Origin of the sequence: Mesorhizobium waimense (assembly GCF_003601975.1) — a bacterium.
GTDB lineage: Bacteria > Pseudomonadota > Alphaproteobacteria > Rhizobiales > Rhizobiaceae > Mesorhizobium > Mesorhizobium waimense.
In genome coordinates, this window is record NZ_QZWZ01000004.1 from 112,590 (window position 1) to 135,160 (window position 22,571).

Sequence of the window (22,571 nt, forward strand, 5' to 3'; positions counted from 1 at the left end):
GCGGCAGGCGATAAGACCAGGGCGCGGACTTGGCCCGCGCCCTGGTTTGGAAGATTGACTACATCGACTTTCCGGCGGCAAAAGCGTCGCGCTGGGCCTGACGCTCGGCTTCCGGAGCAGCCACGAGGCCATATTCGGCGAGCGGGCTTTCCGGGCCGACCATCTGGTCGTCGAGGAAGAATTCAACATATTCCTTCAGGCCCGGAACGACGCCGAGATGCGCCTTCTTGACGTAGAAGAACAGCGGGCGCGAAACCGGATACTTGCCGCTGGCGATGGTCTCGGTCGAAGGCGTGATGTCGTCCACGGTGGCGACCTTCAGCTTGTCGGCATTGTTCTCGTAGAAGGAGAGGCCGAACACGCCGACGCCGGTCTTGTTCGAGTCGATGCGGGCCAATGTCTCGGTATAGTCGCCATCGATGTCGACAGCCTTGCCGTCCTTGCGAACCGCGATGCAGGCCTTGCCGATTTCCTTGTCGTCGGCAACGCCGGCGGCCTTGATGGCGGCCTTGTCGCAGCCTGCGTCGAGAACCTTGGTCTCGAACACTTCACGGGTGCCGTGTTTTTCGCCGGGAATGTAGGCGGCGATATCCCAGTCGGGCAGCTTCGGATTGACCTGGTTCCACTTGGTGTTCGGATTGTCGACGAGTTTGCCGTCGACGACCAGCTTGGCGGCGAGCGCCTTGTAGATGTCAGCGGGAACCAGCGCCCAGTCCGGACCCTTGATGTCGGTGGCGAAGACGATGCCGTCATAGCCGATGCGGACTTCCTGGATTTCCTTCACGCCGGCGTCGACGCAGGACTGGATTTCGTCCTTCTTGATCGGGCGCGAGGAGTTGGCGATGTCGATGGTGTCTTCGCCAACGCCCTTGCAGAATTCCTTGATGCCGGCGCCGCTGCCGCCGGACTCGACCACAGGGGTCTTGAAGTTGGTGAAGGTTTCGCCGAACTGCTCGGCGACGATCTTGGCATAGGGTAGCACGGTCGACGACCCGGCGACCTGGATCTGGTCGCGCGCGGCGGCGAAGCCGGACGACGCGGCGAGCGCAAGCGCTGCGGCCGACGCCGTGAGGAGAAATTTCTTCATGTGGCCTGCTCCTGTTCGGAAGATGGTCTCTCGGCAACCCTTGTCCTAGGCGCCCGGTGAGGCCAATAGCTCCCGATTATTACAGTCGCATGACAGTTTGATGTCAGCCCGGTAACGTCTGACAGCCATGTCGGAAACCGCCGGCTGCCAGCCTTGGCGGCGTATCGGAGGTTTGCCGCGGGAATCAGGGACTTGCGGGATTTTCTAGCCTCGTCTGCCCTCGGCGGCACGAGCCGCGCCGCCGAGAAAAGAAAAGCCGGACGGAAACGCGTTGCCCGTGGCCAGAGCGTGTCATGGCCGAGCCATCGCCGAAAACAGGTCCGTTGGGGTAGATTCGACGCTGTTCTAGTCGGCGGTCGCTGCTCCCGCCCGTAACCGAGGGAGCCAAATTCGATGCACCCATTGTCACGGCTGGTCGCCGATTTTGGTATGGCGCGATCGCACCATACCTTTGGGTCACCCGGCGATTTCCGGGGCGCCGCGAGCAAATCGCGTGCGACGGCGACCGCCCTTGCAGGGACGGTGCACCGACGCACGCCGCGATAAATCCTATCCGGCGTTGCGCTGAGCCTGGCTATCCGCCCCGATCCAGCGTTCGAGCTTCTCGAGCAGGGCCCTGGGACTGATCGGCTTGGGCAGATAGTCGTCCATGCCGGCCTCCAAGCAGCGCTCGCGGTCGCCCTTGAGCGCATGCGCCGTGACGCCGACGATCGGCACATGCGTGCCCGTCTCTTCCTCGAGCCGGCGAATGGCGGCTGTCGCCTCCAGCCCGTTCATCTCCGGCATCGACACGTCCATCAGGATCATGCGCGGATTGAGCCTGCCGAAGGCGTCGAGCGCCTTGCGGCCATTGCCGACGATTTCGAAACCGTAGCCGGTCTCGCCGAGGATCTGGGTGAACACCATCTGGTTGACCTCATTGTCCTCCGCGACCAGAATGTCGAGCCCGCGCTCGCCCGTGGCCCGGACGCGCGCCCGAACCGGTGGCGGTTGCAGCTGGGCTCGCACCGAGGCCGCCGAGGACGGCTGCACCGGCGACGGCGCCTGAGCGCCCCCGCCGCTCGCCAAGGGCAGCACGCGGCTGGCCTGCGCACTGTGGTGGTGACGCTGGATGGTGGCGACCAGCGCCTCCAGGAGCACCGAGGAGCGCGCCGGCTTGATCAATTGGGCATCTATGCCGAGGTCGCGGTAGCTGGTGTTGGCTAGCGACTGGTCGACGGAGGTCAGCATGATGATCGGCGTATGGGCGAGACCGGCGGTGTTGCGTACGATCCGCGCCATCTCGGCACCGCTCATGTTGGGCATCTGGTAGTCGAGCACGACGCAGTCGACCGGAACGCCATAGGCGGCGGCCGCGATCAGCACCTTCAGCCCTTCGGCGCCGCTTTCGGCCGCGCAGGAATCGAAGGTCCAAGAGGCCATCTGCTCGCTCAGGATCGACCTGTTGACGGCATTGTCGTCGACGATCAGTACCCGTGCGCCGGTTACGTCCACCGGCATGATCCGTTGCCCGCTTTGCTGCTCTGCCCTGGGCAGCGTCACCGTGAACCAGAAGGTCGAGCCTTTGCCTTCGGCACTCTCCACGCCGATCTCGCCTTCCATCAGCTCGACCAGCCGCGACGTGATGGCGAGGCCGAGCCCGGTGCCTTCATGCCGCCTGGTCGACGAGGTGTCGACCTGATTGAATTTCTCGAAGACGGCTTTCAGCTTCTCCTCGGGGATGCCGATGCCGGTATCGGTGACCGAGATGGTGAGTTTCGTTCCCGCGGGAACCCGGACACCTGTGACATCGACCAGCACATGGCCTTCGTCGGTGAACTTCACCGCATTGCCGAGCAGGTTGGTGACGATCTGCCTTATGCGCCCGACATCGCCGACGAACTGGCTTTCGAGGCCGGGCTGGACGCGCACGATCAGCTCGAGATCCTTCTCCTTGGCGCGTGTCGACACCAGCGTCGCCACGTCCTCGATGGCCTCGGCCAGGTTGAAGGGCGCCGGATCGAGCACAAGCTGGCCGGCATCGATCTTGGAGAAGTCCAGGATGTCGTTGATGATGGTCAAAAGCGCGTTGCCCGACTTGACGATGATGTCGGTAAACGTCTTCTGCTTGGGGTCGAGGTCGGACTTGGCGAGCAACTCCGCCATGCCGAGCACGCCATTCATCGGCGTGCGGATCTCGTGGCTCATATTGGCCAGGAATTCCGACTTGGCGCGATCGGCAAGCACCGCGCGCTGCCGCGCCTCGCTGAGTTCAGCCTCGCGCTGCTTCAGCTCGGTGATGTCGGTGGTCGAGCCGATCAGATAGAGCGAGCCATCGGACGCGATCATCGCGCCCTTGCGGGCGAACTGGTGCCGCACCCCGCCATCGGCAAGCGTCACCGCCTCCTCGACCTCCTGCGTTTCGCCCGTGCGCAGGACGGCAAGATCGCCATTGACGAAGGCTTCGCCGTCCTTCCCGAATATCTCGATGTCGGTCTTGCCGATCGCGTCTTCCCTGCTGAGACCGGTGAGATCGCACCAACCCTTGTTGACGTAGAACTGCCTGAGGTCGGAGCGCTTGGCGTAGATCGACACCGGCACATTATCGATCAGGCTGCGGAACACCTCGTTCTCGCGCATGCTCTCTTCCAGCACCCGCTCGCGCGCCTTGACGTCGGTGATGTCGGTACTGGAACCGACCAGATGCACCGACCCGTCGAGCGCCACCAGCCGACTCTTGCGCGTCATCAATTGCCGCAGGGTGCCATCGCGATGGGTAACCGGCTCCTCGACCTCCAATACCTTGCCGGTGACCACCACCTCGGTATCGTCGTGGCTGTAGCTGTCGGCGTCCGCGGTGCCGAACAGCTGGCGATCCGTTCGCCCGATGACGTCTTCCTTGACAAGGCCGGTCAGCGCGCACCATGCCTTGTTGACGAATTCGATGCTGAGGTCCTGGGCCTTGATGAAGGCCGCCACCGGCAATTCGTCCATGACGTGCCGGAACAGGTCGATCTGGCGCATCGAGTCATGCAGCGCCTTCTCGCGGCGCTTGATGTCGGAAATGTCGACGCGCACCCCGATGAAGGTGCCGTCGTCGGTCCGCATGTCGTAGACCTGGTACCAGCGGCCGTCGGGGTTGAGGCGCTCGTAGGACGAGTTGGGCAGCCGGTAGCGCGCGAGGATGGCGTCCAGCCAGACGTCGAGATCGCCATCGTAGAGCCTGTCGATTTCGGCATCGCCGCTCAGCCGGAAATAGCCGGCCGAATGTCCAAGTTCCAGCGCCTCGCGGAAGCTGCGACCGGGCTGCCATGCCGGCTTCAGCGCCGGCAGCGTGTCCTGCAGCTTGCGGTTGGCGAAGACGAAATTGTCGTCGCGGTCGTAAATGATGACGGCGGCCGGCAGCGATTCCAGCACGGTGGCAAGGTTCTTGCGGGCCTCCTCTGCTTCCGTCTCGCGCCGCTTGATCACCGCCTCGGCCAGCCGCGATTTCTCCAGCGCGTCCGCAAGCTCGGCCTCGCGATCCTTCATCTCGGTGACGTCGACATAGGAGATCAGCCGCTTGCCCCCGGCAAGCGGCGCCAGCGATGCGATCAACGTACGGCCGTCATTGCGCGGCAATTGCCTGGAGCCCACCACGCCGGCCATGATTTCGGCCTCGCGCTCCACGATGTGGCCCTGCCATACCGCGTCGTCGGTGCCGTAGGGGTCCGTGTCGCGGCTGGCCTGCATCAGCTCGCGGAAACCGCAGCCGATCCCGGCGCGCTTGGGATCGATTTCCCAGAAATCATAGAAGGCCCGGTTGATCACCTCAGCGCGCATGTCCGCATCGAGGACAAGGACGCCGATCGGCATCTGATCGACCATCGTGCGAAGGTTGGCGAAGGTCTCGGTGATCTTGGCGTTGGCGCTCTCGATCTCGGCGTCGCGACGCTTGACCTCGGTGACGTCGTAGTAAGTCAACAGCCGCCTGCCGCCTGACAGGGCGGTGACCGAGAACATCATCGTCCTGCCATTGGCATGGGGAAATTCGCGCGGCGCAACGGAGCCGGCGCGAATCTCCTCGATGCGGGTGGCGAGGTAGCGCTGCCATTGCTGTTCGTCGATGTCGCCATAGATGCCGTTGCGGCGGTTGAGTTCCATCAACAGGCTGAACGGAGCGCCAACGGTCACGGCGCCGTCCGGAATCCTGGACAGGTCGCGATAGGCCTTGTTGACGATCAGCGTGTCGAGCCGGGCATCCAGAAGCACGACGCCCATGTGCATGGCATCCATCGTCCGCTCGAGATCGGCGAGATGCTGTTCGCTGCCCTCATCGCTGGGCAGCTCGTTCTGCTCGAGTTCCTCGAAGGCACCGGCCAGTGCCGTCACGTTGCGGCCGATGCCGTGATAGCCGGCAAATTTCCCCTCGCCGTCGAAGCGTGGCAGGCCGGTGATCGAAACCCAGCGGCAATCGCTGCGGCCGCCCTTCAGCTCATAGACGAAGTCGCGAAACGGCCGGTGCGCCTGCAGGTCCTCTAGATGTGCGGCCGCGCTATGGCTGCCCTTCAACACCTGCTTGAGGAAGTCGAAGCGAAAACGACCGAGAACGCTGGCGGGCTCGATGCCGGTGGCCGCCTGATAGTTGTCCGAAAGCCGGGAAAACCGCAGCTCGGCATCGGTTTCCCAGGTCCAGTCCGCAGCCACGTCGAGCAACTCGCGAATCGCCTCGGGCAAAGCCGCCTGTCCGGCAGGCGCAGACGCGCCGTCGCCATGCGCAACTGCCTTGCGCGAACCGCGCTTGCCAGCCGTCCCGACCGTTTCGTCCACTTCCGCCATGCCGCTCCCACCCCCAGGGCCGAACCCCCTTCGCGGCCCGTCGGCGGAATGTGCCCGAGAAGCATTAACGGACCGCTAACCATAACTATCGCGACCGGGGTTCCAGACCCGGCCCTGACTGCGGCATTTGCATCGGTTGTCGGCCATGGCTGAGCCGCGTTATAAGTATATTGGGGTGTTGCTAATGTTCGGACGGATCCTGCTTGTTTTCCTTTGCCCGGCGCTGCTTGCAGCGGGAGGGTGCGCGCGCAGCGGCGACGGCACGGTGGTCATCCCGAAGCCGCTCGACGTCAGGCGTATCTGGGACAAGCCTCCACCCCATGCGCAAACCAGCCAGTCGCAGGTGGGTGTCTTTCCGCCCGCACCACCGCAGGCGCCAGCACGCTCGGCGGCCCGCAGGCTCGCCCCGCCGCCCACCCGGGCAAGACGGGTGACATCCGGTCCCCCGCCCCTCACGTCTTCCGACCCGGCCGCGGTGCTCGCCTGCAGGAATGTCAGCAAACCCGGCACGCGCTACCGCGTCGTCTGCGAATAGTTTCGGCGAACGAGACTTGCTCGACAGTTTGACGGCGCCCTGAAGGATGCAACGGGTTTCCGTCCGGAGCTGCGCAAAACAAAGAGTTAGAGCGGGTCGACGATTCAAACGCCGAACCGTTCAGAGCGACGCCGCGCCTTTCTTGGGTTCCTTGGCGCCAAGCTTCTCCAGCGCGATGCGAACCTGCCGCAATTCGTCCTGCCAGCCGTCATCGTCGCCCATCGGTCCTTCCGATGCCGCACGCTGCAACCCGCGCGCCTCGGATTCGATGTCACGAAGCCTGGCGATCTTCTGTTCGGTGGTCAGGGACTGATCCTCGACAATCTCCTGCACCTTCATTTCCCTGAATGTGACCATGGCGATGGCTCCGGTTGGTCGTCTGCCACAACGCGACAGCCGGCAAGCCGTTCCGGCCGGGAGCCATTCGCCTGGATCGAGGGCGACGGCCGGCCAGCCATCCGCCGAAAAGTCATCCGCTGGGAAGAAGGCCGGTCCGACCACCCGCACCGGCCGCGCGCCGGCCGGCTTCTCGACCGCACCAACTACAGTTTCATTGCAAGATTGAGAGAGGCGAAAGACGATGCCGGCGCCGCGGCGCGCCGGCACGATCGACCGTGACCAATTTCACGGTGGTCGGCCGCTGCCTGTGAAACCTTTGTCAGACGTCTCGCGTTGTAGGTAAAAAGGAGGGCAAAGATGTCTATTCACTTCACCGTCTCGGGGCTGACAAGGAACCTGATCCACTCGCTTGGACTGGATCATGAGTGGTGGCGGCCGAGAGCGCTGACCCCGGAGCAGAAACTGTTGGTGGAATGCTACCTGGCGGGCCAGATTCCGGAATCGGCCTGGAACGATTACGTGTTCGAGATGCCCGAGTTGGAACGGCACGTCAACGCCCGGCGCGGACATCACTGAGCTCCTGCATGGGCAGGTCCCGAAGCAAGCGCCGTCTGCGCCAGCAGGCGTCGGGCTATTGCTTCGGTGACTTGAACTGCAGCGTAAAGACGTTACCCGCAATGCCCTTGGCAAGCGCCGGCGAAAAGCTGAGCGGCAGACAGTTCCGCAACGCGGCGGTTGCGGCGTCGACAAAGGCCTGACGCGCCTTTTCGTCGCCGGCCACCTTGATGGCCGTAGGCTTGGGCGGGCCGATGAGCGTGCCGTCGCGCTTGAAGCTGAAGCTCAATGTGACCGTCGAATTGCCGGCGTCCGCCGGCGGCGTCCAGCACGCCTGGATCGCCGTTCCGACATCGTTCATGGTGTTGAGCGATGCGGCATTCGATTGTCCGATTGCCGCTATGAATACCGCACCGGCCATCGCCGGCAGTGCTGCGCCGCTTTTCATTTGCAGGTCCTCGTTCTTCCACCGGTTGCCCGTCCGCACAGGACAACTGAAATCGATGATAGGGTCGGAGCCGGCAATGACAATATGCTTCGCAAGGGGACTTGATTTCGGCAGCGCATGGCGGCCTGCTCGCTGCCTCTGGACAGGCCCCCGAAAAGCAAAAAGGCCGGCGCATGGCCGACCTTTCCTTCCACCTCTCGATCCGCGCCAGTACATCCGTGGTCGCAAGCCAGAGGTGAATTGCCATCCAGTAGACAGGGCTTTGGTTAACGAATCCTTATCGTTCGAGCCCCGCCATCACGCCTTGGCTTGCGACTTCACATAAGCGATATAGCCGCGCACGTCGGCGGCCGGCTCGGCATAGGCTTTGCCGAGCTTCTTTTCGACCGCCGCCACATACTCCTTCGCCCATTTGGGCAAGGCGTAGTCGATGACGGCCAGGAATTCGAGCGTTGCCGCCAGGCGGATATCGGCGATCGACGGGTTCTTGCCGCCAATGAACGGCTTGCCGTCCCTGAAGAAGCTGTGAAAAACCTCCAGCGGCTCGGCGATCGCGGCCATCGCGGCCTTCTGGGCCTCGGACTTCTTGTCCGGGTGGGCATCGCTGTGGCCGACCTCGCCTGCATATTGCGGGAAGCCGAGGAGCGGATAGGTGGCGCGCGCCACATAGGGGTAGAGCGTGCCGACCAAGTAGAACATGGCGCTGTCGATCATCGCCCGCTTGGCCGGCGCCTTGGGATAGAATTTCTCCAGCCCATGCTTGTTGGAGAGGTATTGCATGATCGCGCAGCTTTCCCACAGCACGCCCCTGGGAAGGCCCTTGTCCTCGATCATCGGCGTCAGATGGGCAGGGTTGCGTGCCATGAATTCCGGCGAGCGGGTGTGACCCCAGGCATCGGTCTCCGCGGCATCCAGCCCGGCCGCCCGCGCAAAGACGCGAACGGTCATGTTGTTGACGCTGGGCTTCAGCATGCTGAGTTTCACGCCAGGTTTCTTCGCCGGCTTCGCCTTGGCCTTAGGCGCGGCTCTTGCCGTCGCCTGCGCGGCTTTTGCCGTCGCCTGCGCGGCCGGTTTGGCCGCGGGTTTCTTCGCACTCTTCGTCGCTGTCTTGGCCATGTGTTCCTCCCTCTGGTTCGTTCAGTATGGGTTCTTCGGTGCCCGGTCGTCCGACAAGGTAGCGCGGGAACGCTCGACCAGCGCCTGGATCGCATCGGCGAGATGCACTTCCGCAATGTTGTAGTCGCCGCGCGCGACGCGGAGCTTGTGCGCTTCCATCAGCACGTCGGCATGGGTGAAGCCCGCCGGCGGCTCGAAACGGTAGGACGCCAGCTCGATCAGCAGGCCGAGCGGATCCTCGAAATAGATCGAATCCATGAAGCCGCGATCCTTAACGCCGCTATGCTTGATGCCGCGCTCGTCGAGCCGCGCGACCGCCTGCAGGAAGGTGACGCGCGACACAGAAAAGGCGATGTGGTGGACGCAGCCCGGATCGGTCGGCGTACGCCGCTTCTCCGGCGTGCGGCTCTCATCGGTAAAGATGGTGATCAGCCTTCCGTCGCCCGGATCGAAATAGAGATGGCTTTCCTTGGCCTTGTCGAGGTTGGGCTGCTCGAAGATGAACGGCATGCCGAGCACGCCTTCCCAAAAATCGATCGAAGTCTGGCGCCCGGCGCCGACCAGCGTGATGTGATGGACGCCCTGCGATTGCAGCTTCTGCATCTGCCCTTCCTCCCCGCCGGCATCAACTGCCGGTCCGGACCTGCCCAGCACCTGGCGTTCTGCGCGCCGCTAAGGCTGTGCCTCAGAATCCATGATGCGATGCTAAAGCAATCGGCCCCGCCGCGCCAGAAGCGAGGTATGCCCGCCAGGACGCGCCGCGACGCAACGCGGTGAATCGGGTTGATCGTTTGGGGGGAAGCTTGGAGAGACTTGGTACGCCCAAGGGGAATCGAACCCCTGTTCCCGCCGTGAGAGGGCGGTGTCCTGACCGCTAGACGATGGGCGCGTTCAAGAACCGGCGATATAGGCTGACGGTTGGTAAAAAGCAACTGGGCTTCCGACGTTTGACGAAAGCCTCGAAATGTCTGACGCAAGCCTATCGTTTCGGCTCGATCAGATCCCACAGATTTCCGTAAAGATCGGCGAACACCGCCACCGTGCCGTAAGGCTCATAGCGCGGTGCTTCGCGGAATTCGACACCCTTTGCCAGCATCGCCTGATGGTCCCCGGCAAAGTCGGAGGTTTCGAGGAACAGAAAGACGCGGCCGCCGGTCTGGTTGCCGATGCGGCTTTTCTGCGCCGCGTCGGACGCTTCGGCCAGCAGCAGTCTTGCGCCCTGGCCATCGGCCGGCGTCACCGTGACCCAGCGCTTGCCGCCGCCGAGATCGACATCCTCGGTCAGCACAAAACCGAGACGCTCGACATACCAGGCGATCGCCTCGTCGTAGTTTTTGACCACCAGCGCGACGGTCGCCACCCGGCGGTGTTCGGCGAACCCGGTCATTGTTGCGGCCCGGTTATCTGCTGCGACCAAGTCATTTGTTCCGGATCGCAAAGCGGCCGATGAGGCGGCGCTCGGCGATGTCGTAGACAAAGATGGTGCGGCTGCCGTCGGCAAGCTCGGCATCGATCGAGACACGGTTGCCGGACAGCGACTGGCTGATCACCTTGGCGCCGACGGGCAGCACGATGTCGCCGCTGACCGGCTCGTCGGCCGGCACCTGGATATCGCCGGCCAGTGGCGGGCTGACGGGCGGCGCATTTCGGGCTTTGTAGACAAGCGCACCGATCACCACCATAAGGGCGAGCAACAGCAGGCCGAGATTGATGGCCATGAAGCGCAAGAGTTTCTTCCGCACGCCTTCGACTTCGGGGTCGAGCGGCTTTTCTTGGTCTTCGTCGGCAATTGGCCTGGCCATGGCAAAAATTCCGGAACTTTCTTTCGATGAGCGCTCATAACGAAGAGGCCCCTGGATTGATAGAGGACCAATTCATCGTGGCCGCGCCGACCGTTCTGGAGGCCGGCACGGAGGCGGCCGGCCAGCGCCTTGACCAGTGGCTGGCCGGAAAGCTCGGCCCGGACATGTCGCGCAACCGGGTGCAGATGCTGATCAAGCAGGGCGCGGTCAGGATCGGCGGCAAGCCAGTCGACGAGGCCAAGCGCAAGCTGGCCGCCGGCGACGTGGTGTCGGTCACCATGCCGGAACCGGAGCCGGCCACGCCGCAGGGCGAGGCGATCGCTCTCGACATCCTCTATGAGGACGCCGAACTGATCGTCATCAACAAGCCGGCCGGGCTGGTCGTCCATCCCGGCGCCGGCAACTGGACCGGCACGCTGGTCAATGCGCTGATCCACCATTGCGGCGACAGCCTCTCCGGCATTGGCGGCGTCAAGCGGCCGGGCATCGTGCATCGGCTGGACAAGGAAACAAGCGGCGTCATGGTCGTGGCCAAGACCGACCGTGCCCACAAGGCGCTGTCGGAGGCCTTTGCCGACCATGGGCGGACCGGCGACCTCCAGCGCGCCTATCTCGCTTTGGTCTGGGGCATACCGCCAAGGCCGACCGGCACGGTCGATGCCCCACTAGGCCGCGCCGCCGACCGCGTCAGGCGCGCCGTGGTGCCCGAGGGTCGCGACGATGCCCGCCACGCCGTTACCCATTTCACCGTCGTCGAGCGCTTCGGCGAGCAGCAGCAGGAGTTTGCGACGGCCAGCCTGGTCGAGTGCCGGTTGGAAACCGGCCGCACCCACCAGATCCGCGTCCACATGGCTCATATCGGCCATCCGGTGGTCGGCGATCCGGATTATGGCCAGGCCTTCCGGACCAAGGCCAACCGGCTGCCCGAGCCGCTGAAGACGACGGTGAAGACATTTCCGCGACAGGCACTGCACGCGCGCCTACTTGAATTTCGCCACCCGGCCACCCATCTAGCGATGAGGTTCGAGGCGCCGTTACCGAGGGACATGGAGGCACTCGTCGGCGGCTTCCGCAAGCTCTGAACCCATCATCAAGACGCTTCAAACCAACCATCAAAAAACCTGACTGGCGTTGTTCACTTTGGCGTGACACACTGTTTCGTGTTGAACAAATGCCTGTCTTTTCTGGTTTTGTTCCTATATACATCAGTTGCCGCGAGCGAGCCTTTATGGTGCTCGCGTCACACATGCCCGCCGCGTTTCGGGGGCATCACTCCAATAGAGAGGGGGCGCTACCATGGCCCAGTCACTACCCAGTATCGTTTCCGGCGAAGGCGGCCTCAGCCGCTACCTGGAAGAAATCCGCCGCTTTCCGATGCTTCAGCCGCAGGAAGAGTACATGCTCGCCAAGCGCTACGCCGAGCATGAGGACACCACGGCTGCGCACAAGCTCGTCACCAGCCATCTGAGGCTCGTCGCCAAGATCGCCATGGGCTATCGCGGCTACGGCCTGCCGATCGGCGAGGTGATCTCGGAAGGCAATGTCGGCCTGATGCAGGCCGTCAAGAAATTCGAACCGGAGCGTGGCTTCCGGCTCGCCACCTATGCCATGTGGTGGATCAAGGCCTCGATCCAGGAATACATCCTGCGCTCGTGGAGCCTGGTCAAGATGGGCACCACCGCCAACCAGAAGCGCCTGTTCTTCAACCTGCGCAAGGTGAAGGGCAAAATCCAGGCGCTCGACGATGGCGACTTGAAGCCCGACCAGATCGCCGAGATCGCCACAAGGCTCAATGTCTCCGAAGCGGAAGTGGTGTCGATGAACCGCCGCCTGTCGGGTGACGCCTCGCTCAACGCGCCCATCCGGGCGAGCGAAGGCGAGTCCGGCGAATGGCAGGACTGGCTGGTCGACGACCACGAAAGCCAGGAAGAGATGCTGATCGAGCAGGATGAGCTGGAAAACCGGCGCACCATGCTGTCCGGCGCTCTTGCCGTGCTCAACGAGCGCGAGCGGCGCATCTTCGAGGCGCGCCGCCTCGCCGAAGAGCCGCTGACGCTCGAAGAACTGTCGGCCGAGTTCGACATCAGCCGCGAGCGCGTGCGCCAGATCGAGGTGCGCGCCTTCGAGAAGGTGCAAGACGCGGTCAAGGCCGCGGCCAAGCGCCAGATGCAGGCGTTGCGCACCATCGAGGCACAGCCGGCGGCGTAAAGCCCTCCGGCACGAAAACAAAAGGCGGCGCCGGGAAACCGGCGCCGCCTTTTTCATGGCCGTTGATGGCCGAACGAATTTGCCCTGCGCCTCAAGCCGTTGGCTGCTTGGTCTTCCTCAGATAGGGCAGGATGGTGTCGAAGGCGCCGAAACGCTTGATCGCGTCCTCGTTGGAGACCGCGGCGGTGATGATGACGTCCTCGCCTTGCTTCCAGTTGGCTGGCGTCGCCACCTGGTGCTTGGCCGTCAGCTGGATGGAATCGATGACGCGCAGGATCTCGTCGAAGTTGCGGCCGGTGGTCATCGGATAGGTGAGCACCAGCTTGATCTTCTTGTCCGGGCCGATGACGTAGACCGACCGCACCGTGGCGTTGTCTGCCGGCGTGCGGCCCTCCGAAGTCTCGCCGGCACCCGCCGGCAGCATCTCGTAGAGCTTGGCGACCTTGAGTTCCTTGTCGCCGATCAGCGGATATTTCACCACCTGGCCGGTCGCGGTCTTGATGTCGTCCTGCCATTTGTCGTGGCTCGAAACCGGGTCGACCGAAATGCCGATAATCTTGACGTTGCGTTTTTTGAATTCGCCTTCCAGCCCGGCCATGGTGCCGAGCTCGGTCGTGCAGACCGGTGTGAAATTCTTCGGATGGCTGAACAGCACCGCCCAGCCGTCGCCGATCCATTCGTGGAAGCTGATTGTGCCTTGCGTGGTTTCGGCCGTGAAATCCGGCGCGATGTCGTTGATACGAAGACTCATGACGTGTCCCTACCCTTTGACTTTGCCGCCGGCACAGTCAGCCCGCCGGCGCCGCCCGATCTTCTTAGCATTGTAGGAGCATCCTTCAAACGCTGGCGGACACCGGCGCCGAGACCCGCAGCGAAATATTTTCGCCCATTTCGCGGAAATGCGGCAATTCTTCCGGGACACCCGCAGCCGGGCAGCGCTCAGGCCTTCTTGACTGCCAGCGTGGTGGCCAGATCCTCCATGCGTTGGGCGAGCGCGCCAAGCGCGCTGGTCAGCACGGAATCGCTCTTGTCGGCCTTGGTCAGCGCCTCGTCGCGCGTCTTGCGCAGCGTCAGCACTTCGCTTTCCATGCCCTTGACGCGCTTCTGCAACTCCGAAAGCTCGTCCATGACCATGATGCCGGCCATGACGGTCAGCCGCTGGTCGCCGATCTCGCCAAAAGAATCCTTCAGATGCGAAACATAGCGGTCGAAGCGCTCGGCAAGATCGATCAGGTGCTCTTCCTGGCCCTCGTCGCAGGCCATGCGATACTGCTTGCCGTCAATGGAAACCGTAACCTGTGCCATGGGCCTACCTGTCCAGTACCGCGCGGATGGTTTCCATCGCGGTCACCAGCCGGCGCGACACTTCCTTGTTGGCATCTTCCAGCCGTTCGGCGCGCGCTTCGGAATTGTCGAGTTCCTGCGCCAACCTGGAGCGGTCGGCGTTCATGCGCTGCACCTCGGCCTCGGCTTCCGAATAGTCGCGCTCGTGCTCGAGCTTGGCCGCGACGGCGTTTTCAAGGCCCTCGATGGCTTTACCCAGCCGGGCTATGACTTCCTTGAGCGTCGTTTCCCCGGTCATGGCTTTGTCCTGTACCCTGCCCATCACCGAATCGTTCGCGTTCAGAACGCGTTATGTCGGAAACATTAGGCGCCGTGTGAAGGCAACGTCAACAAAGCTCTCGCGACTGTCCCCTGCTAACACTAATGTAGAGGGGTTGCGGCATCACAAGCCGGGCAAAAACGCACCGATTTGTTGACTCAAGGGCCGCGCCTGCTATGTGTCGCGCACCCTTTCCAGGCCTCTCCCAAGGCCCCAAACCCCCACCCCGGAGGAAGCATGACCTCGCGTGAACAACATGATCGGATGGCCAACGCGATCCGTTTTCTCTCCATGGACGCCGTCGAGAAGGCAAACTCCGGCCATCCGGGCCTGCCCATGGGCTGCGCCGACATCGCCACGGTGCTGTTCACGCGCTTCTTGAAATTCGACGCCAAGGCTCCGCATTGGGCCGACCGCGACCGCTTCATCCTGTCGGCCGGCCACGGCTCGATGCTGCTCTATTCGCTGCTCCATCTGACCGGCTACGAGGACATGACCCTCGACCAGATCAAGAATTTCCGCCAGCTCGGATCGAAGACCGCGGGCCATCCGGAATACGGCCATGCCGCTGGCATCGAGACGACCACTGGTCCGCTCGGCCAGGGTCTCGCCAATTCGGTCGGCTTCGCGCTCGGCGAGCGCATCATGAACGCCGCTTTCGGCAACGATCTCGTCGACCACTACACCTATGTGCTGGCCGGTGACGGCTGCCTGATGGAAGGCGTCTCCCAGGAAGCCATCACGCTGGCAGGCCATCTCAAGCTGAACAAGCTGATCGTATTCTGGGACAACAACAACATCTCGATCGACGGCCCGGTATCGCTTGCCGACAACACCGACCAGGTCGCCCGCTTCCAGGCCTCCGGCTGGAATGCCAGCCACATCGACGGCCAGGATCCGGAAGCGATCGCCTATGCCATCGAGGCGGCGCGCCATTCCGACAAGCCGACGATGATCGCCTGCAAGACGACCATCGGCTTCGGCGCCCCAACCAAGGCCGGCACCAACAAGGCACACGGCTCGCCGCTCGGTGCCGAGGAAATCGCCGGCGCCAGGAAGTTCTTCGGCTGGGATTCAGCCCCTTTCGAGATTCCGGCCGACATCCTCGACGCATGGCGCGCGGCCGGCAAGGCCGGCGTCAAGGCGCGCACCGACTGGGAAGGCCGTCTCGCCAAGGCCGACGCCAAGCTGCAGGCCGAGTTCGAGCGTCGCGTCACCGGTAAGCTGCCGTCGAATTTCGACGCCGTCATTGCCGACTACAAGAAGAAGCTTTCGGCCGACAAGCCGAAGGTCGCCACTCGCAAATCGTCGGAAATGGCGCTCGAAGTGATCAACGGCGCGCTGCCGGAGACGATCGGCGGCTCCGCCGACCTGACCGGCTCCAACAACACCAAGACCAGCCAGACCAAGAACATCACGCCGGACGATTACGGCCAGCGCTATGTCCATTACGGCATTCGCGAGCACGGCATGGCGGCAGCACTCAACGGCCTAACGCTGCATGGCGGCCTGATCGCCTATGGCGGCACCTTCATGTGCTTTTCCGACTATGCCCGTCCGTCGATGCGGCTTGCCTCGCTGATGGGCATCGGCTCGATCTTCGTCATGACCCATGATTCCATTGGTCTGGGCGAGGACGGCCCGACCCATCAGCCGGTCGAGCATCTGGCGGCACTGCGCGCCATTCCGAACCACAATGTGTTCCGCCCGGCCGACGCGGTCGAAACCGCCGAATGCTGGCAACTGGCGATCGAGTCGAAAAGGACGCCGTCGACGCTGGCGCTGACCCGCCAGAACCTGCCGACAGTGCGCACCGAATATGCCGCCGAGAACCTCAGCGCTTCCGGCGCTTATGAACTGGCCGCCGCCAGCGGCGAAGCGGCGGTGACGATCTTCTCCACGGGTTCTGAGGTCGAGATCGCGCTTGGCGCGCGCGAATTGCTGGAAAGGCACGGTCATCCGACCCGTGTCGTCTCGGTGCCCTGCTTCGAACTGTTTGACCAGCAGAGCGAAGACTACCGCAAGAAGACGATCGGCAACGCACCGGTGAAGATCGCCATCGAGGCCGGTATCCGCCAGGGCTGGGATCACCTCATCGGCACCGACGGCATCTTCATCGGCATGACCGGCTTTGGCGCCTCCGGCACCATCGAGCAGCTCTATCCGCATTTCGGCATCACCGCCGATGCGGCCGCGAAGGCGGCGGAAGCCCGCCTGCATGGCAAGTAAGGCATTGAGGGCCGGCCCGCGAATTGCTTCAGGCGATTTCGCGGGCTGGCCCAACCTAATCGATTTAAATCCACGCCTTGCATGGCTGGATTCTTCGCCCGTCCGCCGCTATGAAGCAGCGGACCCAATTGCCTTCCAGCTCCCAGGGAGAGAAAAATGACCGTCAGAGTTGCCATCAACGGATTTGGCCGCATCGGCCGCAACATCCTGCGCGCCATCCATGAATCCGGCCGCAAGGACATCGACGTCGTCGCCGTCAACGACCTCGGCCCGGTCGAGACCAACGCGCACCTGCTGCGTTACGACAGCGTGCATGGCCGCTTCCCGCATGAAGTGTCGGTGTCCGGCGATCAGATCACCGTCGGCAAGGAGACCTTCAAGGTCACCGCCATCAAGGACCCGACGCAGTTGCCGTGGAAGGAACTCGGCATCGACATCGCGCTCGAATGCACCGGCATCTTCACCGCCCGCGACAAAGCCGCCGCGCATCTGACCGCCGGCGCCAAGCGCGTCATCGTCTCGGCGCCGGCCGAAGGCGCCGACCTCACCGTCGTCTACGGCATCAACCACGACAAGCTGACCAAGGACCACATCGTCATCTCGAATGCCTCCTGCACCACCAACTGCCTGGCGCCGCTGGCAGCCGTGCTGCACGACGCGGTCGGCATAGAGAAGGGCATGATGACGACGATCCACTCCTACACTGGCGACCAGCCGACGCTGGACACCATGCACAAGGACCTCTACCGCGCCCGCGCCGCGGCGCTCTCGCAGATCCCGACCTCGACCGGTGCCGCCAAGGCGATCGGCCTGGTGCTGCCCGATCTCAAGGGCAAACTCGACGGCATCTCGATCCGCGTGCCGACCCCTAACGTCTCGGTCGTCGACCTCAAGTTCATCGCCAAGCGCTCGACCACCGTGCAGGAAATCAACGAGGCGGTGATCGCGGCCTCCAACGGCAAGCTGAAGGGCATCCTCGGCGTCACCCATCACCCGAACGTGTCGATCGACTTCAACCACGATCCGCATTCCTCGGTCATGGCGCTCGACCAGACTAAGGTCATGGACGGCAACTTCGTTTCGGTGCTGTCCTGGTACGACAATGAATGGGGTTTCTCCAACCGCATGGGCGATACCGCCGTCGCCTTCGGCAAGACCATCGCCTGATCGCACTGCTCTCTTTTTCGAGACCTGAAACGCCCGGCTTTGCCCGGGCGTTTTTTGTTATGCACGACATGATCGTTCCGGCATTCCGGACGACAGGGAATATCGGGCAGGCTGTGGCTTCCCCTGGATTGTGGCCGAGGCGCCAAACTATCCGGAAATCAGCGGCATAGGCCAAAAAGCCACCCTCCCGCCTTGCACTGGTCACGTCTTCGCCTCACTCTCCCGTAATTCGATGAGAACGCGAATGTGAGGGGCAAATTCGGATGGAGCATGCGATCTATCTCGTGACGCTGATCGGCACCGCGCTTGTCGTTGCCGCTGCGTTTTCGAGCCTGATCGCCTTCCGCTTCGGCGCCCCTTTGCTGCTGCTGTTCCTCTGCATCGGTCTCGCCACCGGAACCGACGGCCTCGGCATCGAATTCGACAATGCACGGCTGGCTTATTTTGCCGGCTCACTTGCGCTGGCGGTCATCCTGTTCGATTCCGGTTTCGGCACGCCGCTCAACGCCTTGCGCCAGGCGGCCGGGCCAGCGCTGTCGCTGGCGACGGTTGGCGTCATCCTGACCACCGGCCTGTTCGGCGCCGCTGCCTATTATTTGCTCGACCTCACCTGGCTGGAATCCTTCCTGCTCGGCGCCGCCGTCGCCTCGACCGATGCTGCAGCCGTGTTCTTCCTGCTGCGCGCCGGCGAGATCAATCTGCGCGAGCGCGTGCGTGCGACGCTCGAGGTCGAATCCGGCACCAACGACCCGATCGCCATCTTCCTGACCATCACCTTGGTCGAGGTCATCGCCGCCCACGCTAATCCGGAAGCCAATGTCCTGGTCACCAACCTTGTCATCGGCTTCCTGCTCAATATGGGCCTTGGCGCTGTTGTCGGCGTGCTCGGTGGTCTCGCCATTGTGCGCCTGGTCGACCGGCTCAACCTCGACCATGGCCTGTTGCCGATCTTCGTGCTGACCCTGTCGCTGATGGTGTTCGCCGCCGCCGGCGCCATCGGCGGTTCCGGCTTCCTGGCGGTGTATCTAGCCGGGCTGGTTGCCGGCAATTCCGACATCCGCGCTGTCACCATCCTGAAACGCTTCCAGGACGGCATGTCGTGGCTGGCGCAGATCATCATGTTCCTGATCCTCGGCCTGTTCGCCACGCCGTCGCAATTTCCGGCGATTATGGTTCCGGCTGTGCTGCTCGGCCTATTCCTGATGTTCGTCGCCAGGCCGATCGCCGTATGGCTCTGCCTGATCCCGTTCCGCCTGCCACGCCCGGAAGTGGCCTTCGTCTCCTGGGTCGGCCTGCGTGGCGCGGTGTCGATCCTTCTAGCCATCACCCCGCTGCTCGGCGGCCTGGAAAACGGCCGCACCATCTTCAATACCGCCTTCATCATCGTGCTGGTGTCGCTTGTCATCCAGGGCTGGACCGTCGGACCGCTGGCGCGCCGCCTCGGCCTCATCGTGCCGGCCCGGCTCGGGCCGCTGGACAAGGTCGAGCTTGAACTGCCGGGCTCGGCCCATCACGAACTGCTCGCCTATCGCGTGGCGCCGGGCAGTCCGGTGGCGCGCGGTGAACGCATCCCGCGCTGGGCTAGGCCCTCGCTGGTGCTGCGCGACGGCCGCTCGATGCGCTTCCAGGACATGGGCCGGCTGGCTGCCGGCGACCACGTCTACATCTTCGTGCCGGACCGCTATCCGCGCCTGCTCGACAAGCTGTTCGCCAGCCGCGCCGTGGTCGACCCCGAGGATGCCGATTTCTTCGGCGCCTTCGCCGTCGATCCGACACGCTCGGCCGCGGAACTGGAAGCCGCCTATGCGCCGGGCCTGACCGAGGCCGAGAGCAAGATGACCATCGGCGCCCTGGTCACAGAGCGCCTTGGCAGCCATGCCGAATATGCCGACCGTGTCCTGCTCGGTCCGATCGAGCTGATCGTGCGCGACGTCGATGACAAGGGCAAAATCACAGGCCTTGGCCTGTCCTTCGAACCGACCGCACCGGTGGCGCGCGTGCCGGTGTTCCTGAGCGCCGGCGAAATCCGCGACCGCCTCGCCGCCTTCATCGGCAAATGGCGCAAGCCGGCCGAAGTGCCTGCTGCCGAGCTTCAGGCGGAGGAAGCACCGAGGCCCGCGGCCGAAAAAGCCGCGAGCGAAAGCTGATCTTTCGAGGCGACATCATTTTTGCGCGCGCGCCTTCACGCGGGCCTTGCATCATCGTCGGTGCGGGGTATGGTCCCGGCGATTTTTCGCGAAAAGGGATCAGCATGGCCGGCTTCAAGACACTGGACGACATCGGCAACATCTCCGGCAAGCGCGTGCTGGTGCGCGTCGACCTCAACGTTCCCGTCGCCGACGGCAAGGTCACCGACGTCACCCGCATCGAGCGCATCGCCCCGACCATCGCCGAATTGTCCGGCAAGGGCGCCAAGGTCATCCTGCTTGCCCATTTCGGCCGTCCCAAGGACGGCCCGACCCCGGAATTCTCGCTGGAGCCGATCGCCAAGGCGACGGCGGAGGTGCTCGGCCGGCCGGTCGGCTTTGCGTCCGACTGCGTTGGTGACACCGCGGCAAGCGCCGTTGCAGCCATGAACAAGGGCGACGTGCTGCTCTTGGAAAACACCCGCTTCTACAAGGCCGAGGAGAAGAACGACCCGGCCTTCACCGAAAAGCTCGCCGCCAATGGCGACATCTTTGTCAACGACGCCTTCTCTGCGGCGCACCGTGCCCATTCATCGACCGAAGGACTGGCGCATCTCTTGCCGGCCTATGCCGGCCGTACCATGCAGGCTGAACTCGACGCGCTGGAGAAGGGCCTCGGCAATCCCGTCCGCCCGGTGGTCGCCATCGTCGGCGGCGCCAAGGTGTCGACCAAGATCGACCTTCTGATGAATCTGGTGAAGAGGGTCGACGCGCTGGTCATTGGCGGCGGTATGGCCAACACCTTCCTCGCCGCGCGTGGTACGGCTGTCGGCAAGTCGCTCTGCGAGCACGACCTCGCCACCACCGCCAAGCAGATCATGATCGAAGCGGCCGAAGCAGGCTGCGCCATCATCCTGCCGGTCGACGGCGTCGTGGCGAAAGAGTTCAAGGCGGGCGCTGCCAGCGAAACCGTCGCCATATCGGAAGTGCCGGCCGACGGCATGATCCTCGATGTCGGCGAAAAGACCGTGAAAGCCGTCGCCGAATGGATCGACCGCGCCGCGACGCTGGTCTGGAACGGACCGCTCGGCGCCTTCGAAATCGAGCCCTTCGACCACGCCACGGTGGCGGCGGCCAGGCACGCGGCGGACCGCACCAAGGCCGGCAAGCTGGTCTCGGTCGCCGGCGGCGGCGATACGGTGGCCGCGCTCAACCATGCCGGTGTGGCCGACGACTTCACCTATGTTTCGACCGCCGGCGGCGCCTTCCTGGAGTGGATGGAGGGCAAGCCGTTGCCCGGCGTCGAGGTGCTGAAGCACTAAGAGCGTCTGGCTTGGGCGATCAATACTAGGAGAGCGCGCCGAGGCTGCTGCGACTTTCAATCGATTCGAGCTTTCCGGCATCATTTCTTTGGCGGTAATGTTCTGCTAGCGCGGAAACAACACCGTCAAGGAGAAGCACAATGAGCGAACGTCTCGAAGACATTGCCGCCGCGATCGTCGCCGACGGCAAGGGCCTCTTGGCCGCCGATGAAAGCTCCGGCACGATCAAGAAGCGTTTCGACGTCATCGGCGTCGAATCGACCGCCGACAGCCGCCGCGACTACCGCGAGATGATGTTCCGCGCCAGGGACGCGATGTCGAAGTACATTTCCGGCGTCATCCTCTACGACGAGACCATCCGCCAGAAGGCCGCCGACGGCACGCCCCTGGTCGACATTATCAAGTCGGCTGGGGCCATCCCCGGCATCAAGGTCGACGCCGGCGCCAAGCCGCTGGCGGGCTTTCCCGGCGACACCATCACCGAAGGTCTCGACGGCCTGCGCGAGCGGCTCGCCGACTACTACAAGATGGGCGCGCGCTTCGCCAAATGGCGCGCGGTGATCGACATCGACGTTGGCAAGGGCGTGCCTTCGGTCACCTCGATCGGCTCCAACGCCCATGCGCTGGCCCGCTATGCCGCCCTTTGCCAGGAGGCTGGCATCGTGCCGATCGTCGAGCCGGAGGTGCTGATGGACGGCGCCCACGACATCGATACGTGCTACGACACCAGCAAGGCGACGCTGACAAAACTCTACACCGAGCTCTATGCAGCCCGCGTCGTCCTCGAAGGCACCATCCTGAAGCCGAACATGGTTCTGGCCGGCAAGAAGTCGGGCAAGGTAAGCAGCCCCGAGGACGTCGCCGAACGGACCATAAAGCTGTTCCGCGAGACGGTGCCGTCGGCGGTGCCGGGCATCGCCTTCCTCTCCGGCGGACAATCGGACGAAGAGGCCACCGCCAACCTGAACGCCATCAACGCCATCGGTCCGCACCCATGGAAGCTGACCTTCTCCTACGGCCGCGCCTTGCAGGCCGCGCCGCAGAAGGCCTGGAGCGGCAAGGCGGAAAATGTTGCCGCCGGCCAGGCCGCCTTCGCCCACCGCGCCCGCATGAACCATCTGGCGGCGCTCGGACAATGGCAGCCGGCGCTGGAAAAGGCCGCCTGACCACACCTCTCCTGTCTTGATCCGGACCCGGGCCGCGTGCCCGGGTTTTGTTTGCCCGGTGGTTGGGCCGG

The 22,571-nt window shown here is 63.7% G+C and carries 19 protein-coding genes and 1 tRNA gene; 8 read left to right on the forward strand and 12 right to left on the reverse strand.

Annotated features, from left to right (window positions below; translation table 11 throughout):
* Positions 1-58: 58 nt before the first annotated feature.
* From D3227_RS07330 to D3227_RS07345, 3 genes are all read right to left on the reverse strand, one after another.
* Positions 59-1,087, reverse strand: a complete 1,029-nt coding sequence (locus tag D3227_RS07330; protein WP_120013464.1) for a PstS family phosphate ABC transporter substrate-binding protein — start codon at positions 1,085-1,087, stop codon at positions 59-61.
* A 549-nt stretch (positions 1,088-1,636) separates the two neighbouring features.
* Positions 1,637-5,884 (reverse strand): response regulator, encoded by a 4,248-nt coding sequence (locus D3227_RS07335; RefSeq protein WP_120013465.1) that lies wholly within the window; start codon positions 5,882-5,884, stop codon positions 1,637-1,639.
* A gap of 655 nt (positions 5,885-6,539) precedes the next feature.
* On the reverse strand, positions 6,540-6,776 hold the full coding sequence (locus tag D3227_RS07345) for a hypothetical protein (protein ID WP_120013604.1): 237 nt from the start codon (positions 6,774-6,776) through the stop codon (positions 6,540-6,542).
* 339 nt (positions 6,777-7,115) lie between these two features.
* Between D3227_RS07345 and D3227_RS07350 the strand changes: the two genes are divergently transcribed.
* Positions 7,116-7,334 carry a hypothetical protein gene (locus tag D3227_RS07350; RefSeq protein WP_120013466.1) on the forward strand — a complete coding sequence of 73 codons (219 nt, stop codon included), beginning with the start codon at positions 7,116-7,118 and terminating at the stop codon, positions 7,332-7,334.
* A gap of 55 nt (positions 7,335-7,389) precedes the next feature.
* On the opposite strand, the gene D3227_RS07355 is transcribed toward D3227_RS07350, so the two are convergent.
* From D3227_RS07355 to D3227_RS07380, 6 genes are all read right to left on the reverse strand, one after another.
* Positions 7,390-7,734: a hypothetical protein gene (locus D3227_RS07355; RefSeq protein ID WP_425374484.1), complete on the reverse strand. Its 345-nt coding sequence runs from the start codon at positions 7,732-7,734 to the stop codon at positions 7,390-7,392.
* 324 nt (positions 7,735-8,058) lie between these two features.
* Positions 8,059-8,877 carry a glutathione S-transferase family protein gene (locus D3227_RS07360; protein ID WP_120013467.1) on the reverse strand — a complete coding sequence of 273 codons (819 nt, stop codon included), beginning with the start codon at positions 8,875-8,877 and terminating at the stop codon, positions 8,059-8,061.
* Positions 8,878-8,898: 21 nt separating this feature from the next.
* Positions 8,899-9,480, reverse strand: coding sequence for a VOC family protein (locus tag D3227_RS07365; protein ID WP_120013606.1), 582 nt, complete (start codon positions 9,478-9,480; stop codon positions 8,899-8,901).
* Between the two features lie 211 nt (positions 9,481-9,691).
* A tRNA-Glu gene (locus D3227_RS07370) sits at positions 9,692-9,766 on the reverse strand.
* Between the two features lie 90 nt (positions 9,767-9,856).
* Positions 9,857-10,264, reverse strand: a complete 408-nt coding sequence (locus D3227_RS07375; RefSeq protein ID WP_120013468.1) for a VOC family protein — start codon at positions 10,262-10,264, stop codon at positions 9,857-9,859.
* A gap of 31 nt (positions 10,265-10,295) precedes the next feature.
* Positions 10,296-10,679, reverse strand: coding sequence for a fimbrial protein (locus tag D3227_RS07380; protein WP_120013469.1), 384 nt, complete (start codon positions 10,677-10,679; stop codon positions 10,296-10,298).
* A 26-nt stretch (positions 10,680-10,705) separates the two neighbouring features.
* Between D3227_RS07380 and D3227_RS07385 the strand changes: the two genes are divergently transcribed.
* Together D3227_RS07385 and rpoH are read left to right on the forward strand one after the other, a co-directional pair.
* Positions 10,706-11,761, forward strand: a complete 1,056-nt coding sequence (locus D3227_RS07385) for an RluA family pseudouridine synthase (protein ID WP_120013470.1) — start codon at positions 10,706-10,708, stop codon at positions 11,759-11,761.
* 214 nt (positions 11,762-11,975) lie between these two features.
* The gene (gene rpoH / locus D3227_RS07390; RefSeq protein WP_120013471.1) at positions 11,976-12,887 is read left to right on the forward strand and encodes an RNA polymerase sigma factor RpoH; all 912 of its coding nucleotides are present in this window, start codon (positions 11,976-11,978) and stop codon (positions 12,885-12,887) included.
* 91 nt (positions 12,888-12,978) lie between these two features.
* Here the strand turns inward: rpoH and D3227_RS07395 are convergent, their stop codons facing one another.
* The 3 genes from D3227_RS07395 to D3227_RS07405 form a co-directional block, all read right to left on the reverse strand.
* Entirely contained in the window at positions 12,979-13,638 is a 660-nt protein-coding gene (locus tag D3227_RS07395; RefSeq protein WP_120013472.1) for a peroxiredoxin, read from the reverse strand.
* A gap of 188 nt (positions 13,639-13,826) precedes the next feature.
* A complete protein-coding gene (locus D3227_RS07400) occupies positions 13,827-14,192 on the reverse strand; it encodes a cell division protein ZapA (RefSeq protein WP_120013473.1) in 366 nt (121 codons plus the stop codon).
* 4 nt (positions 14,193-14,196) lie between these two features.
* Entirely contained in the window at positions 14,197-14,469 is a 273-nt protein-coding gene (locus D3227_RS07405; protein WP_006200774.1) for a DUF4164 domain-containing protein, read from the reverse strand.
* 258 nt (positions 14,470-14,727) lie between these two features.
* On the opposite strand from D3227_RS07405, the gene tkt reads away from it, so the two are divergent.
* From tkt to D3227_RS07430, 5 genes are all read left to right on the forward strand, one after another.
* Entirely contained in the window at positions 14,728-16,719 is a 1,992-nt protein-coding gene (gene tkt / locus D3227_RS07410; protein WP_120013474.1) for a transketolase, read from the forward strand.
* A gap of 156 nt (positions 16,720-16,875) precedes the next feature.
* The gene (gene gap, locus D3227_RS07415) at positions 16,876-17,886 is read left to right on the forward strand and encodes a type I glyceraldehyde-3-phosphate dehydrogenase (RefSeq protein WP_120013475.1); all 1,011 of its coding nucleotides are present in this window, start codon (positions 16,876-16,878) and stop codon (positions 17,884-17,886) included.
* Positions 17,887-18,149: 263 nt separating this feature from the next.
* Positions 18,150-20,033, forward strand: a complete 1,884-nt coding sequence (locus tag D3227_RS07420) for a potassium/proton antiporter (protein WP_120013476.1) — start codon at positions 18,150-18,152, stop codon at positions 20,031-20,033.
* Positions 20,034-20,137: 104 nt separating this feature from the next.
* A complete protein-coding gene (locus tag D3227_RS07425) occupies positions 20,138-21,334 on the forward strand; it encodes a phosphoglycerate kinase (protein ID WP_120013477.1) in 1,197 nt (398 codons plus the stop codon).
* 140 nt (positions 21,335-21,474) lie between these two features.
* The gene (locus D3227_RS07430; protein ID WP_120013478.1) at positions 21,475-22,500 is read left to right on the forward strand and encodes a class I fructose-bisphosphate aldolase; all 1,026 of its coding nucleotides are present in this window, start codon (positions 21,475-21,477) and stop codon (positions 22,498-22,500) included.
* Positions 22,501-22,571 lie beyond the last annotated feature (71 nt).

Bases quoted from the DNA above. Each gene is read 5' to 3' on its own strand.
- D3227_RS07330 (WP_120013464.1), bottom strand. From the start codon at position 1,087: ATGAAGAAATTTCTCCTCACGGCGTCGGCCGCAGCGCTTGCGCTCGCC.
- D3227_RS07335 (WP_120013465.1), bottom strand. From the start codon at position 5,884: ATGGCGGAAGTGGACGAAACGGTCGGGACGGCTGGCAAGCGCGGTTCG.
- D3227_RS07345 (WP_120013604.1), bottom strand. From the start codon at position 6,776: ATGGTCACATTCAGGGAAATGAAGGTGCAGGAGATTGTCGAGGATCAG.
- D3227_RS07350 (WP_120013466.1), top strand. From the start codon at position 7,116: ATGTCTATTCACTTCACCGTCTCGGGGCTGACAAGGAACCTGATCCAC.
- D3227_RS07355 (WP_425374484.1), bottom strand. From the start codon at position 7,734: ATGGCCGGTGCGGTATTCATAGCGGCAATCGGACAATCGAATGCCGCA.
- D3227_RS07360 (WP_120013467.1), bottom strand. From the start codon at position 8,877: ATGGCCAAGACAGCGACGAAGAGTGCGAAGAAACCCGCGGCCAAACCG.
- D3227_RS07365 (WP_120013606.1), bottom strand. From the start codon at position 9,480: ATGCAGAAGCTGCAATCGCAGGGCGTCCATCACATCACGCTGGTCGGC.
- D3227_RS07375 (WP_120013468.1), bottom strand. From the start codon at position 10,264: ATGACCGGGTTCGCCGAACACCGCCGGGTGGCGACCGTCGCGCTGGTG.
- D3227_RS07380 (WP_120013469.1), bottom strand. From the start codon at position 10,679: ATGGCCAGGCCAATTGCCGACGAAGACCAAGAAAAGCCGCTCGACCCC.
- D3227_RS07385 (WP_120013470.1), top strand. From the start codon at position 10,706: ATGAGCGCTCATAACGAAGAGGCCCCTGGATTGATAGAGGACCAATTC.
- rpoH (WP_120013471.1), top strand. From the start codon at position 11,976: ATGGCCCAGTCACTACCCAGTATCGTTTCCGGCGAAGGCGGCCTCAGC.
- D3227_RS07395 (WP_120013472.1), bottom strand. From the start codon at position 13,638: ATGAGTCTTCGTATCAACGACATCGCGCCGGATTTCACGGCCGAAACC.
- D3227_RS07400 (WP_120013473.1), bottom strand. From the start codon at position 14,192: ATGGCACAGGTTACGGTTTCCATTGACGGCAAGCAGTATCGCATGGCC.
- D3227_RS07405 (WP_006200774.1), bottom strand. From the start codon at position 14,469: ATGACCGGGGAAACGACGCTCAAGGAAGTCATAGCCCGGCTGGGTAAA.
- tkt (WP_120013474.1), top strand. From the start codon at position 14,728: ATGACCTCGCGTGAACAACATGATCGGATGGCCAACGCGATCCGTTTT.
- gap (WP_120013475.1), top strand. From the start codon at position 16,876: ATGACCGTCAGAGTTGCCATCAACGGATTTGGCCGCATCGGCCGCAAC.
- D3227_RS07420 (WP_120013476.1), top strand. From the start codon at position 18,150: ATGGAGCATGCGATCTATCTCGTGACGCTGATCGGCACCGCGCTTGTC.
- D3227_RS07425 (WP_120013477.1), top strand. From the start codon at position 20,138: ATGGCCGGCTTCAAGACACTGGACGACATCGGCAACATCTCCGGCAAG.
- D3227_RS07430 (WP_120013478.1), top strand. From the start codon at position 21,475: ATGAGCGAACGTCTCGAAGACATTGCCGCCGCGATCGTCGCCGACGGC.